Below are 16129 nucleotides of genomic sequence, written 5' to 3'. Positions count from 1 at the left end.
ATCGATGATCTCCCCGGTCACAGGATCGATCATCTCGGTCGTGTCCATCACGGCCTGTTCCTTCCAGTCAGGCCACCCCAGAAACACCGGAAATCAGACAGTCCCTGGCTAACCGAACGGCCGCTGCGGCGTGACCCATCGAGGAGCAAGACCCATGGAGGATGAACGATGAGATGCACGGCTAGGACGTCGGGCGGCAACCCGTGCAAGCGAAGTGCGATTCGTGGCGGCGTGGTCTGCAGTTCGCATGGCGGCCGCTCGCCTCAGGTCAGAGCGATCGCTGCGGTGCGTGCTGAGGTGTCAAAGTGGCAGATCGGTGATGCGACGGACGACCCGGGCGAGACGTTGCTTCGGCTGATCACGCAGTCACGTCGTCGCACCGAGATCTACGGCGCTGAGATTGAACGGAAGGTCGCTGAGGGCAAGAAGATCTGGGGTGACGAGTTCACGGTCGAGCGGATCGCGATCGGCGACACGATGATCCCGATGGGCGACGGGATTGCGCAGAAGGCCGGCGAGTACATTCGCGGTCTGATTCAGCTCGAATCTGATGAGCGAGATCGGCTGGCGGTCTTCTCGTCGAAGGCAATTGCTGCCGGGCTTGCTGAGCGCCAGATCCGGCTCACGGAACGTCATGGTCAGATGCTGGCAATGACGATGGGCGCGATCATGGATGACCTCGGACTCACCAAGGAGCAACGCGTGGCATTGCCTGACGTGATCCGGCGAGAAGTGGCGCGTATGCGGTCGGGAGACGCGCTCGAGCGTGTCGTAGACGTGAACACACTGTGATCACACCGGCTAGATGCCTGATCAGGGCACCTGGCGGATGATGTCTAATCAGATGCGTACTTGATCCGACATTCCAGCCTCAAGAAATAATCCCCACCAGTGCAACCAGGAGGCTGGACGGTGGGGAGGAGTAGTTGAACCGAATCACAAATCGACTGAGAAAAGCTAGTGCCACAAGCGGAATAGGCCAAAGCGCTTGGACTTTGACGCTACGTGAACCGATGATTGCGTCATGCCGCGTCAGGAGGAGTCGCTCACAACGATTGTCCGTCGCGAGATGGAGATCGCTGCCGCTATCCTTGGCACCAAACTCGCATACAGCCTTGCTGAGGCGGCCGACCTCGTATCTGTGAGCGCTGAGACGTTGCGCCGCGAGGTCGCCAACAATCGTCTCGTGCCGGTGTACGTCGGCAGAAAACCTCTCTTCCCGGTCTGGGAGCTGCGGCGTTGGCTCGACGCGCTGCCTCAAGAACCACGTCGAAGCTGACGATGTCCGCTGCCGCTGACCAGGTGATCGCTGCTCTGCGCGAAGCTCGCGAAGGGCTCGTTTTCTTTGACCCCGGCGACAAGCTGGCCTATTCCATTCAGGATGCCGCCTCGTTCGCGGGTGTCGATGCGACGGTGATTCGCGCAGCAGTATCTCGTCGCGACATCGTGCCGTCATACGTGGGTGCCAAACCGTTGATCAAGATCTGGGAGTTGCGACGGTGGCTCAAGTCGCTTCCCGTTGCCCATCGCCGTCGCTAGATGCGGTGCTCTGAAGCATTTTGAGCACGCGCTGACGTTCCCTGTCGGTCCACGTTCGTTCGAAGACGCGCTCGTCGCCGGCTTCGAACAGTATGCACATGTCTAGGATGCCGCCTTCGCCGCGCGCTACGGGTGCTCCCTCGTGCCAGTTGACTTCCCAGGGTGGCGTCATGCCGTTGGCTCGGTAGAGCGCGGCCTTGTGTGCGACATCTGAGGTCGGGTCGCGGTGATCCGTCGGGCGATACATGGCCATATTTTCCTGACGACCGCCGACATCTGGCGTCCGCAGTGGCGCATTTCATGTCCACACATTCGGTGCACACGCCACTAAAACCCCTGGTCAGCCTGCTCGCCATCTGACGACGAGTCAGGCGCCCCATCGTGCCCAAGCACCGCTGTGCTACTCCCCACAATCAAAGGATTGTCATGGCAATACCTCCCCTGCTGTTTGAGATCCGCGCGAGCGCCAAAGAGGTCATCACCGCCAGCAAAGAGGCGCAGGCCTCGATCGGTGAGATGGCGTCCACGACGGATGCTGCAGCGACCCGAGTGCAGGCGGCGATCGCGAAGCAGGTGTCCGCTGACGCCCGGCTCGCGGAAGCGAACGCGGTCACCGCGGACTCCATCAAAGCGTCCGTGCAGGCGCAGGTCGACGCGCAGGCGAAGCTTGCCGCGGAAACCGGTGTGTCGTTCGACGCTGAGGCGCGTTCCGCGCAGCTGACCGCCGCCGCAGTGCAGAAGGCCGCTGGCGAGCAGGTTGCCGCGCAGGAAGCCGCGTCGAAAGCCGCGACCGAGGCCGCTTCTGTCACTTCCGCTGCTGCCGCCGAATCCGGCGGCGCCATGTCGAAGGGCTTCGACAAGGTCGCCTCGTTCGGGAAGATGGCCGCCGTCGGTGTTGTCGCCGGCGGTGTCGCGGTCGCCGCAGTGACCACGAAGATGGCCACCGATTTCCAGAAGAACATGTCTCTTCTGTCGACCGCCGCAGACGAACCTTCCGCGAAGGTCAAGCAGATCTCCAACGGTGTTCTGCAGTTGGCGCAGTCGACCGGTACAGCCGTCGACCAGCTCGCTGAAGGCGCCTACACGGTGTCGAAGTCTCAGGGCACCACGTCGGCCGCGAACCAGTTGAACGTCCTGAAAGCTGCCGCGCAGGGCGCGAAAGCTGAAGGCGTCGACCTGGGCACCGCGACGAACGCCCTGACGTCGGTGATGCAGTCGTACGGCAAGTCGCTCGGCGGCCCCGTGCAGGCGGAGAACGCGATCATCGCCGCGTCGGGCAAGTCGAAGACCACGATGCAGGAGTTCGCCGGCTCACTCGCCACGGTCGTCCCCCTCGCGTCTGCGTCTCACATTTCGTTCTCTGACGTGGGCGCGTCGATCGCGACGCTCACCCAGCACGGCACGTCTGCCCGTGAAGCGACGCAGGAACTGTCGAACACGATCCGCTCCCTTCAAGCCCCGAACCAGGTGGCTCAGAAGGCGATGCAGCAGATGGGTGTCAGCGTCACCGATGTTGAGCAGAAGCTCGGCCAGCGGGGCATCGGCGGCACGATCGACTACCTGACGCAGACCATCGCCTCGAAGATGGGCCCCTCGGGGACCGTCCTCGTGGACACGATGAAGAAGTCGCAGTCCGCAACACAGGATCTGCAGGTCATGCTCGGCAAAATGCCGAAGTCGTTGGCGAATATCTCGGAGCAGTTCGAGTCCGGGAAGATGTCGTACACCGACTACAACAAGGCCATCAAGGGCTTGGGTGGGTCCTCGTATTCGATGGGAACCCAGTTCCTGTCCCTGTCGAAGACCGCTCAGGGCTTCAACGACTACCTGAAGTCGGGTCAGCCGGCAGCGCAGACCTACACGGCCGCGCTGAAGGCGGTCATGGGTGGCGCGACGGGTCTGAACACGGCCCTGCAGTTGAGCAGCGACGCGTCGAAGAAAACGTACTCATCGGACGCGACAGCGATCGCCGCTGCGGCGAAGAAGGGCGGCGACAGCGTTTCCTCCTGGGCGAAGACCCAGAAGAACCTGTCCGTCCAAATGGATGAGGCTGGTCAGTCGTTCGAAACAACGGGCATCAAGATCGGCACCGTTCTCCTGCCGTACGTGATGGCCGCGGTGAAGGGCTTCAACCAGTTCGCGCAGAACCTGTCCGCGCACAAGGGCGAGCTCATCGCGGTCGCCTCCGTCATCGGCGGGGTTCTCGCGGCCGCAATCGTCGCTTGGACCGTGAAGGTCACTGTGATGGCCGTGCAGAGCGCGATTCGCTATGCGCAGATGATCGCGGGGGCCGTGAAGTGGTCCGTTCAGACCATCGCGGCGATCGCACGCACTCTCGCCGGGTGGGTCACGTACGCGGCGCAGTGGGTTGCCTCACAGGTCGCCGCTCTCGCGAACTGGGCTGCCGCGAACGCGTCGGCGATGGCCGGGTGGATCGCGAAGCAGGCGACGAGCATCGCCCAGTCGACCGCCATGTGGGTCCGCTACCTGGCAAGCCAGATCAGCAGCACCGTCTCGAGCATGGCCCGCTGGGTTGCCGCTCAAGCTGCAGCGCTCGCGTCGTCCACCGCGAAATGGGTGGCGTACTTCGCCGTTCAGGCGGCGCAGATGGTCAAGCAGGGCGCCATGTGGGTCGCGTCGACCGCGAAGACCGTCGCCCAGCTGGCGATCCAGAACGGTGCGCTGCTGCTGTCCAAGGCGGTCATGCTCGCCTCGACGGCTGCAACGGTCATCGCGACCGCGGCGACCACCGCGTTCGGTATCGCGGTTGACATTGCGACCGGACCGATCGGCATCATCATTCTGGCGATCGCCGCCCTCGTGGCGGGGATCATCCTTCTGGTCACCCACTGGAAGCAGGTCTCCGCGTTCCTGCAGACGGTGTGGGCCGCGGTGATGAAGTGGCTTGAGGGTCAACTCACCCAGTTCGTCTCCGACTGGATCGAGATCTGGGACACGATCCGCACGTTCTTCACCACGGTGTGGAACAGCCTCAAGGGCATCATCACGAACGCATGGTCGGCCGTGACATCCTGGGCGCGGGGCATCCCGAGCACCGTGATGGGCTGGTTCGCAGGCGCCGGATCGTGGCTCCTCGACGCCGGCCGGAACATCGTTCAGGGTCTCATCAACGGTGTCGAAGGCATGGCTCAGCAGGCCGTCGCCACCGTCGAGAACCTCGGCAAGTCGATCACGTCGAGCATCAAGAACATCCTCGGCATCCACTCCCCGTCCCTGGTGTTCCAGTCCATCGGCTCGTACGTGGTACAGGGCTTCGCGAACGGTATTACCGGCAACGCATCCCAGGCCACGTCAGCGATCGATTCCCTGTCGCAGAAGATCACCACCACCGCGGTGACGAAGATCGCGGCTCTGCAGCAGCAGATCCAGACCGCGCAACGGTCGATCATGTCCACCGAGGCCGGGAAGATCACCGCCAAGGGTGTCCTGTCGATCAACAACAACAACGACACGATCGCCTCCGACAACGCCCTGATCGCTCAGATCTCCTCCGAGGAACGAGTCGCTCAGGCAGCGATCTCAAGCGACAAGCGGACGCTCGAGTCGTACGCGACGCAGAAAACGGCGCTCGCGGCGAAGATCAAGACGGCGCAGACGGCGTACAACAACGCCGTCAACACCAGGAACCAATTCCAGTCCTCCACGGACCAGTCGCTGGTCAGCCTTGGCGACATCGGGCAGGACGCCACCGGCACCGCCATGGTCGCCGACCTGAAGAACAAGGTCAACGGGTTCAAGAAGTTCCAGACGGACATGCAGACGCTGTCCAAGTGGGGCCTCGACAAGACCTCATACCAGCAGCTGTTGAACGCGTTCATGCAGTCCGGGTCGACCGCTCAGGCCGACTCGCTCGTGCAGGAGGGCGCCGGCACGGTGAAGCAGCTGGCGACCCTGCAGAAGCAGTTCACGTCGTCCGCGTCCGCGCTGTCGACGTCCGCGGCGAACACGATGTATCAGGCGGGCGTGAACACGGCGGCCGGTCTGCTCGACGGGCTCAAGTCGAAGAACAACGAGGTGACTGAGGCGGCGAAGAACCTCGCCAACCAGCTCACCACGCAGGTGAAGAAAGCCCTCGGCATTCACTCACCCTCGACGGTGTTCCGTGACGAGATCGGCGCGCAGATCATCGCCGGGTGGGCGCAGGGCATCACCGGCAACCAGCACAAGGTTGCGTCCGCGATCGGCGGGGTTCCGACGATGCCGACCGTTTCGGCGGGTACGGGCGGCCCTGGTGTCGCAGGCAAGACGGTGAACATCACCGTCCTGGCGCAAACGAACGCATCCCCGAACAAGATCGCCAACCAGATCGGCTGGGTCGCTCAAGCTCAGGGAGGCATCTAGGCGTGTGCACGCTCGCGTGTGCAAACTGCAGATAACTAGGTGTCACCGGGGCAGATGCCGCGCATCTGTCTCACGTGCACATCCGCGTAATTCCGGCCTCGTGCCGACTGGTGCGCACTGAACGTGACGCCGGGCAGCTTTCTGGGGGTCAGGGGGTCGCAAGTTCAAATCTTGTCAGCCCGACAAACGAGGTACCTGATTGGTCGTACTGCAAACCAGGTGTCCGCATCGGCGTTCTCGGGGCCGGTTGCGCCAGCCGCCGAGTCTCGCGTTGCTGTCTTCGCTGATTCCTGGGCTGGCTCGCGCCTGGACGCACGCCGGGAGTTCGAGCGGCCGCATCGCGGATGCGTGAGCCGCTGTTGCCGACGGCCGGCGTTGTGAAATGTAGAGATTTCATTCTCGGCTGTTGTGGTTGGTGCTTGTACTCAGAGGCTGGGATTGCAGGGCGGCTCGCTACTCGTCTTGGGCGCGGGAGCGGGTCTGGACCGGACTTATCCGGCTCGTCGTGCCAGCCGTGAGGGCGTACGGGCGCAGTTGAATGGCGAGTTCCGGAGCGGACTGCAGCGCTGTTGCATGCGTCGCCGTCGAATGTAGCGCTCTTCCTTCTCTGCTTTAGAACGGGCGACGTGCTTGTATATCTGTGCGCCTGGTTCTTGCGACAGGGGCCCGAAGAAGTGCGACAGCCGGCGCCCCGCTAGGCCACCCCACTTAGGGGTACATGGTGGTTTTCTTGGTACGAGATAAAGAGGCGTGCGTATAGGTTTCAGCTGATTCCGTGATTACTTCGACGTCGCGGGGTGCTAGTTAGCGACCCTCGGTTGAGGTTACGGAAGGGCGCGGCGATGTACGCTTTACACAGAAGAAGGGATCCGCGCAGCCGGACGTGGATTTCAGTGATCGCGTGGCGCGGCCGTGCGATCGTCCTGCCGGTGGTGTTGGCTCTGGTCGCCGCGCTCGTCGCAGTTGGTCCGTCTGTCGCGCATCCTGAGGCGGCGCGCGCGACTGTCTCGACGACTGGCTCGGCGGGCTTGTTTGTTCCGGCGTCGGGCAGTCTGTTGAACACGACGAACGGTACGGGTGGGTACTCGACGCCGATGCCGGCTGGCACGGCCCGGACCGTGCCCGTGGCGGGCGTGGCGGGGCTGCCGTCGTCGGGTATTGAGGCGGTTGAGGTGTCGATCGTCGCGTACAACTCGACGTCGGAGGGCTGGTTGGATGCGGCGGCCTCGAACGGCGCGCTGACCGTGGTGATGGACTACGACGGTGGGGGGATCCCGCTGGCGACGAATACGGCGATCATCCCGGTGGGCCCAGATGGGAAGATCCAGTTCCGCGCCACGGTGCAGACTAACCTGACGGTGTCGCTGGAGGGGTATTACACCGCCGGTGATGGGACGACCGCGCCGGGCGGGTATGTGCCGATGAACCAGGTGAAGGTCGCCGACACCGTGACCCCGGTTGCCGGGTCCGGCATCCCGGCCGGCAACCTGGTGGGCGGCCAGACGTACACGTTGAACGTCGGCGGGACGAACGGGATCCCCGCGGACGCGACGAGCGTGTTCATCGACTTCACGGTCGGGAACTCCACCTCGGCGGGGGTGGAGATGAAGGCGTATGCAGCCGACGACACGACGCTGCCGCCGGGGGTGGCGTATTTCGAGCCGGTGAACCCGGGGGAGGTCACCGCGTACGCGCAGCAGGTGCCGCTGAGCGCGTCGGGGCAGATGGATATCGCAATCTGGGCCAGCAGCTCGCAGTCGGTGATGCTCCGCGCGTGGGTCGAGGGGTACACGATCCCGGGCACCTCGGCGGGCTCGTTCACCCCCGCCACGGGCCGGCTGCTGGATACCCGCACGACGAGCCCCGCGCATGTTGGCGCGCACTCCAGCATCAAGGTGCAGGTCGCCGGCGCAGATGGCATTCCGCCGGTCGGGTCGGGTGTCTCGGCTCTGGCGTACTCGCTGACCGCGCAGGCCTCGACGGCGGTGGGCGCGGCGATCGCGTGGCCAGACGGGCAGACGATGCCCGCGGGAGATGACCTGAGTTACGACGACGACCTGCGCTCCAACATGCAGGTCACGAAGCTCGGCACGGACGGCGCGATCGACATCTACAACAACTCGGACGCGGCCGCGGACTATACCGTCGACATCGAAGGCTGGTACACCAACCCCGTCGCGCCAACTATCTCGTGCCCAGCGCCATACACGAACGGCTCCTGGCAACCCGCGATTCCAGATGCGCCAGTCTCGTGCACTGTTACCGCGTTTCCTATCCCAGGCGACGCCACTGCCTCGCTGAACGTGTCCGTCGATGGGCAAGACTACGATTCGTTTACGCTCCAAACCAATGGACTGACTGAGGATTCCGTGCTTGTTGACGACCCAGGACTAACCACCATCGGCGCAACGGTCTCGTCCAGTCTTGGCACGCTGAGCGCGCCGGAGTACGATCTCGGTCTTGGCGACTGGGGGGCTGCACCGGTGTCGCCCACGCCACTGGATGCTGCTGATGTACCGATTCCCGGCCTGACGCTCAGCGTCGCTTCCGACGGTGACGTGTTCTCGCCCGACGTCACTATTAAGTACACCGTGTCGACGAATTCCGATATGTCAGATCCGGTAGTCCAAAGTGGTTGGGTCCCCGACGACTACCTGATCCCTACTGGCGTGCTTAGTGACGGGGTGACGTACTACTGGTCCGCCGAGGTGACTGGGCTCTCGGGAGGACGTTCCACCCAAACCACAATCGACTCACCTGTCTGGTCGTTTACTGCGCATGCGGTTGATGCGGCCGCGCTCACGACGGCCGATGTTATGGGGCCCGTTGACACACCTTCAAACGGGGCCATCAGCGAAGACGACCTCACCGCGCAAGCGGACGCTCTAAGCGTGACTAGTTCCACAGTTCCTGATCCATCGGCGACGGCGGACTCGAGTGGCGTTACGTCGACAGACGCGCTGACCGCCACGGCGAACGCCTCGGCGAAAACCAGCGCGTACGCAGTCATCAATGCGTGGGGTGACAACAAGGGAAAGACGGTCGCTCTGCGCCAGGGGACTTCCGGTTGGGGATGGACGCACCTCAAGCCGCACAACGTGACGCAGGCCATGTTGGCCCGGACGACACAGCACCCTGCGGTCCGGACGAGCAGCGGCGGCGAGTCATTACGATATGAGACCACCGCGCATGAATACGTCTGCTGGATCTTCGGGTGCGTCATTACGAAGTGGATGACAGTACGGGTTATCGTGGATATGACAGGCCTAAGCGATGGGTATCCGAAAGGCGTAATCACCGCATATTGCCTAGATAAGACTCAGGTGTGCCCCAACTGGGTCGTCAAGGCCGCGGAGACAAGCTGATGGTCGCGTCCGACGGCCGCCTGGATTTCGTCGATGCTCTTCGCCGCGTCTTCGCGACGTACTCTCAAGGGTTCGGCGGTCGCGATTCGCCGCTCGAACTGCAATCCGTGTACCAGGAGGCGGATGTCCTAACTGTGCGGTTTCGCGGCTACCCGGGCGACGGCCGCGAGTACGGGGCCCGGTTTGATACTCCGCGGAATATTGGTGACGAGCGCTGGGCTCTATTCGTAGAGCCCGAATCGTCACTTGAAGACTGGGCGATCTGGGGAATCGTCTGTCGGCTGGTGGAGAGATACGACACGACCGACCGAGACGCGCTTCCGGTGCGCGATGGAGCAAGCTGGTTTGACGCCCGCTGAAGCGAGCACGACTCGTCCTGCCGCGGTGTCGCGCCCGCTGAAGTGGCGTCCATCACCATGCACACTCAGCTATGCATCGCCACCGTCGATATCTGCGGGTTCGAAAATCGCCAGGCCCCGGTAATGCCGCTTGTGCCGGAATGGTCTAGAGAACCGCGTGTGGTCTGTCCGTATCGCTGGCGCACGACCTGACGGGTGGACAACTCCTCCGGCGGGCGTTTGGCGGGGAGTGCGTGCACCACGGCAACTGCACCTGCGATCAGTTCGACGAAGCGAGCGCACGCTTGATCGTCGACAGGCTCACGCCGAAGGCGAGTGCCAAGGCGGTTGGCGACTCGCCGCGAGCGCGTTGGGACCGAACGTCCTCTTTCTGCTCGGCGGTCAAACGGCTCGTCGTTCCAGGGGTGATGTCCACGCCTTCTCGTCGCAGTACGTCGCGCACGGTGTTGCGGCGCAGTTGATGCTTGCGAGCAAGTTCGTACGTCGACCGGCCGCCTTTGTACTCGTCGACGAGCTGCTTCACAAGATGCGGATCGAAGTCGTGTCGTCGGGGGAGCGGCGTCCTGGATGACGATTCGTTGCCGTTGATTTGGAGTTTTCTCAGGAGCGCGACGAGCTCTGCCGTCTTGCGTGTCTTTTTGCAGTAGTTTCCGATTGCCCCGACATGAAAGTCGAGGTGAGAATGTATTTTCTCGCCTGGGCTTCTCTTTTTCAGCCAGCGGGCGATCCGCCGAGGCGATGTCGTCGCGCCGTGAACCGTCACGACCAGCTGTCCGTCACCACCGCGGAGATCGCAGGATAGTGGCGTCCCGTCGACATCGGCGGTGCGGCGAGGGGGCTCAGTCGTTGGCCTTGACCACTCCGGGGAGCAGGAGCAGCTTGCCGCGGGCATGGCCTGACTGGCTGATGTCGAGCGCGGTGTGCCACTCGTCGAGCGCGAAGGTCGCGGCGATCGGCACGACGAACGTGCCATCAGCGGCGCACTGGGCGAACTCGGGCAATGCCTCGACGCGGTCGGTGAGGTCTTCATGGAAGGCGGTGCGCACGCCGAGCTCGTCGGCGGCAGCGAAGTCAGAGACGGTCATGACCAGCCGCGCGTTCCCGCCGACCGTGCGGATCAGCTCGGGGAGCGCCCCGCCGACCGGGGCGGCGTCGAGGGCCAGGTCGAATACGCCGCCGTTGAGCTTCAGCGCACGGTCGGCGAGGCCCTCACCGTAGGGCGTGACCTGGGCGCCGAAGCCGCGGAGCTGCTCGGCATACGTTTCCCCGGCGGTGGCGACGACCTTCAGGCCGTGCCGCAGCGCGATCTGCACGGCGGCGAAGCCGATGGTGCTCCCAGCGCCGTGGATCAGGATCGTCATCCCCGCCTCCGCGCCGAGCCAGTGCAGGTGCCCGTTTGCGGTGTCGACCGTCATCGGCAGCGCCGCGGCTGTGACGGGGTCGAGGCCCTCGGGGATCGGGAACCAGCGGTTCATCACCGCCTGCTCCGAGGCGCCGGCCGAGCGGCTGTTCGCCCAGTCCGCGGTGCCGAATACGAGCTGGCCGAGTTCGACGCCGTTCGCACCCTCGCCGATCGCCTCGACGGTTCCGGCGACATCGCATCCGATGCCGCGCGGCAACTCGCCGGCGAACAGGCCGCGACACAGTGCCCAGTCGGCCGGCGCGAGTCCGGTGGCGATAACGCGTACTCGGATGCGCCCCGGAGCGGGATCGGGAACTGGCGCGTCCTCTAGGCGCAACACCTCGTCGGGCTCCCCGTACTCGTGGAACCGCAGGGTGCGCATGCTCGGGCGCGGGCTCGCGGCCGCCGGATCATCAGTCGTCATGAACTTCTCCTCGCAACTCGACCGAACCGACGCGATAAAGTGGATCGCGATCCGTTTGCAAGAACGGTAACACGACTGGAGCGTGATCCGTTTTGTCGAGTGCTGAGTCCGCCGAGTTGCGCGCCGACGCCGCCCGCAACCGCGATGCCCTGCTCGCCGCGGCGACGCGCACCTTCGCGGCGTCCGAGACGGAACCCTCGATGCGGGCGATCGCCCGCGAGGCGGGCGTCGGGATCGCAACGCTCTATCGGCACTTCCCGACCAGGGAAGCTCTGGTCGACGCCGTCTACCGCGATCAGGTGGAACGCCTGACCCCGGGGGCCGAGGAGTTACTGAGCGAGGTCCCGCCGAGCCGGGCCCTGCGATCGTGGGCCGATCAGTTCGGGGAATGGCTGCTGACCAAGCACGGCATGATCGACACGCTGCGCAGCATGATCGAGACCGGTGAGATCGCCCACGCCCAAACCCGCGACGAGCTGCTCGCCGCGATCAGTCGGATCCTCGACGCCGGCGCCGCCACGGGGGAGCTGCGCTCCGACGTCTCCGCCGAGGACATCACCGCAAGCCTCCTCGGCACCTTCACCGTCGCGGGAAAACGCCGCGAGCAAGCAGGTCGGCTGCTCGACCTGCTCATCGACGGCCTTCGTGTCCGTTAGGCGTCTTTCGCCGTCTTCGCCCCGCCCCAGAGCGACCCAGGGTTCGCACGCCGCGGGTGGAGGTCGAGCATCCGGTCATACAGGTCGATGGCGGTCCCGGTCTCGGCCTCGACGCGATTGAAGTCGCGGAGGTAGTCGGCGGTGGCGGCGATAGCGTCTGGGGAGTCCGGCAGCTCGGGCTTCTTGTGCCCGGCGACCACGACGGCCGGGTCGAGGGCGGCGAGGTGCTCTGCCGCCTGTGCCCAGTGCTCCCGCGACTCGGTGGTGGACTCGGTTGTGAACGGGTGGGTGTCGTTGTAGACGACGTCGCCGGCGACGAGGAGCCGGAGGTCAGGAATCCACAAGCTGGTGGTGTGAGCGGTGTCGGTGTGCCCTGCGTCGATGACTTCGAGCCGGTGGCCTTCGAGCTCGACGAACCCTTCTTCAAGCGGTTCCGGGTAGACGGTGACCGGGATCTGCCCAGGAAATAGCTTCTCCCAGAACCCTTGGCGGAATGCTGGCGTGTCATTGATCGGGGCGTCGGCGACGGTCGCGGCGGTGCCGACCGCCCTGGCGCCGGGGAAGGCTGACAGCAATTGGCCTATGCCGAAGAGATGGTCGCCGTGCCCGTGTGTGATGTAGACGTGCGTGAGGGTGCGATCGAACGAGCGCACCCATTCGACGAGGTCGGCATTTTGCTGGATCGAGGTAAAGGTGTCCACGAGCACCGCGTCGTGAGCGCCGTAGACCAGGGTGACCGTGTTGGCGACCCATTGCAGGTCTTCCGGGCCGTGGGGAAGGTCGCGTGTGACGCCTTGGCGGCTAGCGGTCTGCACGGAGTACGAGAGGGCGGCGGGTTCGGGCATGGATTCGCTTTCTGGGTGGGGGATGATTCGGGAGCCGGACAAGCGTGGTGCGCGGCACGCTCAGGCGGGCAGGGTGTCGCGGAGCACGTCGGCGACCGAGGTCGCCTCGAGTTCGCGGCGGATCGCGTCCTCGACGCGTGAGTAGATCGGCACCAGCGCGGGCCGGATGCCCTGCGCGACCGGGCAGATCGGGCTTGGCTCGTTGCGATGCATTGCGAAGGCCGGTTCCGAACCCAGGGCCTCGGCCAGCTGCGCCAGCGTGATCTGCTCCGGCGGTCGCGCGAGCCGCCAGCCTGCTCCTGGGCCACGGCCTGATTCCAGAAGCTTGTGCTTCACCAGTTCGGCCATCAGTCTGCGGATCACGACGGGATTCGTTCTCACACTCCCGGCGAGTTGCTCGGACGTGGTCCATTGGCCGCCGAGTCGTTCATGATAGGCCATCCACGTCAGGGCGTGTGTGGCAATCGTCAGGCGGCTGTTCGCGCTCATGAGAGTACGTAACCATAGCGGTTACACATGCGCAAGCAGTCGCCTCGTCAGGTGGCCCGCGGCAGGCGCAGTTGCTGGGACCGAAGGCCGACTTGCTTTCCTTGTCAACGGGTGGCGGAGCGCCGTAGGCGGCCGGACCCTGGCGACATGAACGACGACGACTACGACAAGACCGACGGCGAGCCGGGAAAGCCGGCTCCCACTGATGTTCACGCCTTCGACCAGACCAACGGCATGGCAGAGGGGCTCGCGGGGGACGCCGATGCGCCTGAGCAGGCGGACAAGCAGACGGCAGATGAGGGCAGCACCGGATTCTTCGCCGTGCCGGCGCCGGGATCTCAGATGGGCGCCGGGGCCGTCCCCGTTGTCGCGACAGATGCCACCGGGGCCGAGTCGGATACGGATGAGGGCTCATCAGCGGATACGGATGATCCGACCCCGGCCTGAGCGGTGACGGGTTTGCGCATCGCTGGACGGCTGGCGCGCTTCCGCGCCGAGATCAGCCGCGGTGCGCTCGTACACCGACCTCCGCATCCCGCACCGCGAGCGACCAAGCCTGGGTCGCGGCCTGGACGGCGTCCCACGGCGAGCCCAGCGGGGGCGTGTATGAGAGGTCCAGCTCGGAGATCTGCTCGACGGTGAGCCCGGCGTAGAGCGCGGTGGCGTACGTGTCGACACGCTTGGCGACCTCGGTGCCGAGCTTCCCGACGAGCTGCGCGCCGAGCAGACGCCCGGTTCGGGTATCGCCGGTGATGCGGAAGTCGATGGGATGAGCGCCGGGGTAATAGCGCTTGTGGTCGTCAGCGGCCGCCGCGGTGGTGAGCGGCGCGAATCCGGATGCAGCGGCCTCATGATCGCGCAACCCGGTGCGCGCGGCCACGAGGTCGAAGACCTTCACGACCTGCGTGCCGACCGATCCGGCGAACTTCGCATCGCCGCCCAGCGCATTCTCGCCCGCGACGCGCCCCTGCTTGTGCGCGGTGGTGCCGAGCGGCAGGTACGTGAGGCCGAGTAGGCGGTGGTGGGTGATGGTGCCGTCGCCGGCCGAGTAGATGTGGGGGAGTCCGGTGCGCATACCCTCGTCGACGACCACCGCGTGGCCCGCACCGAGGGTCGCGCCTGCGCGTTCGAGCAGCTCGGTGTTCGGACGCACGCCGACGACGGCGAGGACAAGATCTGCGGTTCGCGAGAACGGGGTGCCGCCGTGCGTGCCATGGACCGTGAGCCGGGCATCCGTCTTCTCGACGTTGGTGACGGTCGAGTTCACGACCACATCGACTCCGTGAGCGTCGAGCTCGCCGTGGACCAGCGCCCCGAGCTCAGGGTCGAGGGTGGAGAGCACCTCGGGCCCGCGCTGCAGCTGCGTGACGCGGATGCCGCGCGCCGTGAGTGCCTCGGCCATCTCCAGCCCGACGTAGCCGGCGCCGATGATGATCGCCGTCTTCGGGTCGCGTTCCTCGAGGTGGCGGTCGAGGGCGAACGTGTCGCCCATGGAGTGGATGACGTGCAGGCCGTCGTCTGGTCCGAGTGCGGCGAGCCCGGCGATGCCCGCGTGTGAGGGCAACGCGCCGGTGCCGACGACGAGTGCGTCATAGGGGAGGGCTTCGCTCGCGCCATCCGGGCGGCGGACGATGAGCTTCTGCCCGGCCACGTCGATGTCGGTCGCCCAGGTATCCAGCCGGAGGGCCATGCCGGTCGCTTCGAGGTCGGCGGCGGTGCGGTGCGCGAGCGACTGCCACGGCCGCACCTCGCCGGAGAAGTAGTAGGGGATGCCGCAGATCGAGAAGTTCGGGTACCGGTCGGCGACGACGACGGTGACGTCGACGGACGGGTCGAGTTCGCGGGCACGCAGCGCAGCAGAGACGCCGGCGTCGGAGCCGCCGACGGCGATGAGGTGGGTCACGGGGTAGACCTTTCGAGAGCGGATTCCTCGACGTGAGGGACGACGACGTCGTCGGCGGATTCGCCGACGGAGGGAAACTGGATGACCAGCAGCACGGCGCCAAGGGCGGCGCCGACGAACTGGGCGACGACGAACGGGATCACGGATGCGGGTGCGATGCCGGCGAAGGTGTCGCTGAAGATGCGCCCGATAGTGACCGCGGGGTTGGCGAACGCGGTGGACGAGGTGAACCAGTACGCGGCGCCGATGTACGCCCCGACGGCCGGGGCGGCGAGCGCGCCGCGGCCGGTGCGGGCCAGCGCGAAGATCAGGATGACGAGAACGGCGGTCGCGACGACCTCGCCGAGCAGGTGGCCGGCCGTCGCGCGGGCCTTGGTCGAGATCGCGGTCGGCACGTCGAACATGACGTTGGCGAGGATGCTGCCGCCGATCGCTCCCACGATCTGAGCGAGCGAGTATGCGGATGCCTCGCCGAGATGCAGGCCGCTGCGACTCCGCCGCCCGAGGGCCCAGTCGGTCAGCGACACGACGGGGTTGAAGTGGGCGCCGGAGACTGGCCCGAAGATCAGGATCAGCACGGTCAAGCCGAGTGCCGTCGCGATCGAGTTCTCCAGCAGTTGCACCCCCGTGTCGCCTGGCGAGAGCTGCTGCGCAGCGATGCCGGAGCCGACGACGACAGCCACGAGCAGGCCGGTGCCGACGAGCTCGGCGACCAGGCGCCGCCATAGGGAGAGCTTCACGCGACCAGCTTGACGGTGTTGATTCACTCAGTCAAACTTGAGTCA

General features: G+C 65.3%; 14 protein-coding genes. 8 read left to right on the top strand and 6 right to left on the bottom strand.

The window, feature by feature from the left end; genetic code table 11:
* The first annotated feature begins 345 nt into the window (after positions 1-345).
* From ACFOYW_RS16400 to ACFOYW_RS16375, 6 genes are all read left to right on the top strand, one after another.
* Positions 346-792, top strand: coding sequence for a hypothetical protein (locus ACFOYW_RS16400; protein WP_390231362.1), 447 nt, complete (start codon positions 346-348; stop codon positions 790-792).
* A 232-nt stretch (positions 793-1024) separates the two neighbouring features.
* Positions 1025-1279 carry a helix-turn-helix domain-containing protein gene (locus ACFOYW_RS16395; RefSeq protein ID WP_390231359.1) on the top strand — a complete coding sequence of 85 codons (255 nt, stop codon included), beginning with the start codon at positions 1025-1027 and terminating at the stop codon, positions 1277-1279.
* Positions 1280-1281: 2 nt separating this feature from the next.
* The gene (locus ACFOYW_RS16390; protein ID WP_390231355.1) at positions 1282-1539 is read left to right on the top strand and encodes a hypothetical protein; all 258 of its coding nucleotides are present in this window, start codon (positions 1282-1284) and stop codon (positions 1537-1539) included.
* Positions 1540-1965: 426 nt separating this feature from the next.
* On the top strand, positions 1966-5901 hold the full coding sequence (locus ACFOYW_RS16385; protein ID WP_390231352.1) for a phage tail tape measure protein: 3936 nt from the start codon (positions 1966-1968) through the stop codon (positions 5899-5901).
* Positions 5902-6743: 842 nt separating this feature from the next.
* A complete protein-coding gene (locus ACFOYW_RS16380; protein WP_390231349.1) occupies positions 6744-9266 on the top strand; it encodes a hypothetical protein in 2523 nt (840 codons plus the stop codon).
* Complete coding sequence (locus ACFOYW_RS16375) at positions 9266-9625, top strand: hypothetical protein (RefSeq protein WP_390231346.1); 360 nt, start codon at positions 9266-9268, stop codon at positions 9623-9625. Before ACFOYW_RS16380 ends, ACFOYW_RS16375 begins: the two co-directional genes overlap by 1 nt.
* Positions 9626-9884: 259 nt before the next feature.
* Here the strand turns inward: ACFOYW_RS16375 and ACFOYW_RS16370 are convergent, their stop codons facing one another.
* Entirely contained in the window at positions 9885-10388 is a 504-nt protein-coding gene (locus tag ACFOYW_RS16370) for a hypothetical protein (protein ID WP_390231343.1), read from the bottom strand.
* A gap of 76 nt (positions 10389-10464) precedes the next feature.
* Positions 10465-11451, bottom strand: coding sequence for an NADP-dependent oxidoreductase (locus ACFOYW_RS16365; protein ID WP_390231340.1), 987 nt, complete (start codon positions 11449-11451; stop codon positions 10465-10467).
* Positions 11452-11543: 92 nt separating this feature from the next.
* Between ACFOYW_RS16365 and ACFOYW_RS16360 the strand changes: the two genes are divergently transcribed.
* Positions 11544-12107, top strand: a complete 564-nt coding sequence (locus ACFOYW_RS16360) for a TetR/AcrR family transcriptional regulator (protein ID WP_390231338.1) — start codon at positions 11544-11546, stop codon at positions 12105-12107.
* Here the strand turns inward: ACFOYW_RS16360 and ACFOYW_RS16355 are convergent.
* A complete protein-coding gene (locus ACFOYW_RS16355; RefSeq protein WP_390231335.1) occupies positions 12104-12952 on the bottom strand; it encodes an MBL fold metallo-hydrolase in 849 nt (282 codons plus the stop codon). The genes ACFOYW_RS16360 and ACFOYW_RS16355 overlap by 4 nt on opposite strands.
* Before the next feature lie 60 nt (positions 12953-13012).
* Positions 13013-13441 (bottom strand): Rrf2 family transcriptional regulator, encoded by a 429-nt coding sequence (locus tag ACFOYW_RS16350; protein WP_390231332.1) that lies wholly within the window; start codon positions 13439-13441, stop codon positions 13013-13015.
* A 147-nt stretch (positions 13442-13588) separates the two neighbouring features.
* On the opposite strand from ACFOYW_RS16350, the gene ACFOYW_RS16345 reads away from it, so the two are divergent.
* A complete protein-coding gene (locus ACFOYW_RS16345; protein ID WP_390231329.1) occupies positions 13589-13888 on the top strand; it encodes a hypothetical protein in 300 nt (99 codons plus the stop codon).
* Positions 13889-13940: 52 nt separating this feature from the next.
* Here ACFOYW_RS16345 and ACFOYW_RS16340 read toward each other — a convergent pair whose 3' ends face one another.
* Positions 13941-15344 carry an FAD-dependent oxidoreductase gene (locus ACFOYW_RS16340; RefSeq protein WP_390231326.1) on the bottom strand — a complete coding sequence of 468 codons (1404 nt, stop codon included), beginning with the start codon at positions 15342-15344 and terminating at the stop codon, positions 13941-13943.
* On the bottom strand, positions 15341-16084 hold the full coding sequence (locus ACFOYW_RS16335; RefSeq protein WP_390231323.1) for an MIP/aquaporin family protein: 744 nt from the start codon (positions 16082-16084) through the stop codon (positions 15341-15343). The genes ACFOYW_RS16340 and ACFOYW_RS16335 overlap by 4 nt, the downstream gene beginning before the upstream one ends.
* Positions 16085-16129 lie beyond the last annotated feature (45 nt).

The sequence above is a fragment of the Gryllotalpicola reticulitermitis genome, assembly GCF_042651345.1.
GTDB classification, from domain to species: Bacteria; Actinomycetota; Actinomycetes; order Actinomycetales; family Microbacteriaceae; genus Gryllotalpicola; species Gryllotalpicola reticulitermitis.
Note: the sequence above shows the minus strand (reverse complement) of the source record. Positions and strands in the feature narration are given on the sequence as shown.

Bases quoted from the DNA above. Each gene is read 5' to 3' on its own strand.
- ACFOYW_RS16395 (WP_390231359.1), top strand. From the start codon at position 1,025: ATGCCGCGTCAGGAGGAGTCGCTCACAACGATTGTCCGTCGCGAGATG.
- ACFOYW_RS16390 (WP_390231355.1), top strand. From the start codon at position 1,282: ATGTCCGCTGCCGCTGACCAGGTGATCGCTGCTCTGCGCGAAGCTCGC.
- ACFOYW_RS16385 (WP_390231352.1), top strand. From the start codon at position 1,966: ATGGCAATACCTCCCCTGCTGTTTGAGATCCGCGCGAGCGCCAAAGAG.
- ACFOYW_RS16380 (WP_390231349.1), top strand. From the start codon at position 6,744: ATGTACGCTTTACACAGAAGAAGGGATCCGCGCAGCCGGACGTGGATT.
- ACFOYW_RS16375 (WP_390231346.1), top strand. From the start codon at position 9,266: ATGGTCGCGTCCGACGGCCGCCTGGATTTCGTCGATGCTCTTCGCCGC.
- ACFOYW_RS16365 (WP_390231340.1), bottom strand. From the start codon at position 11,451: ATGACGACTGATGATCCGGCGGCCGCGAGCCCGCGCCCGAGCATGCGC.
- ACFOYW_RS16355 (WP_390231335.1), bottom strand. From the start codon at position 12,952: ATGCCCGAACCCGCCGCCCTCTCGTACTCCGTGCAGACCGCTAGCCGC.
- ACFOYW_RS16350 (WP_390231332.1), bottom strand. From the start codon at position 13,441: ATGAGCGCGAACAGCCGCCTGACGATTGCCACACACGCCCTGACGTGG.
- ACFOYW_RS16345 (WP_390231329.1), top strand. From the start codon at position 13,589: ATGAACGACGACGACTACGACAAGACCGACGGCGAGCCGGGAAAGCCG.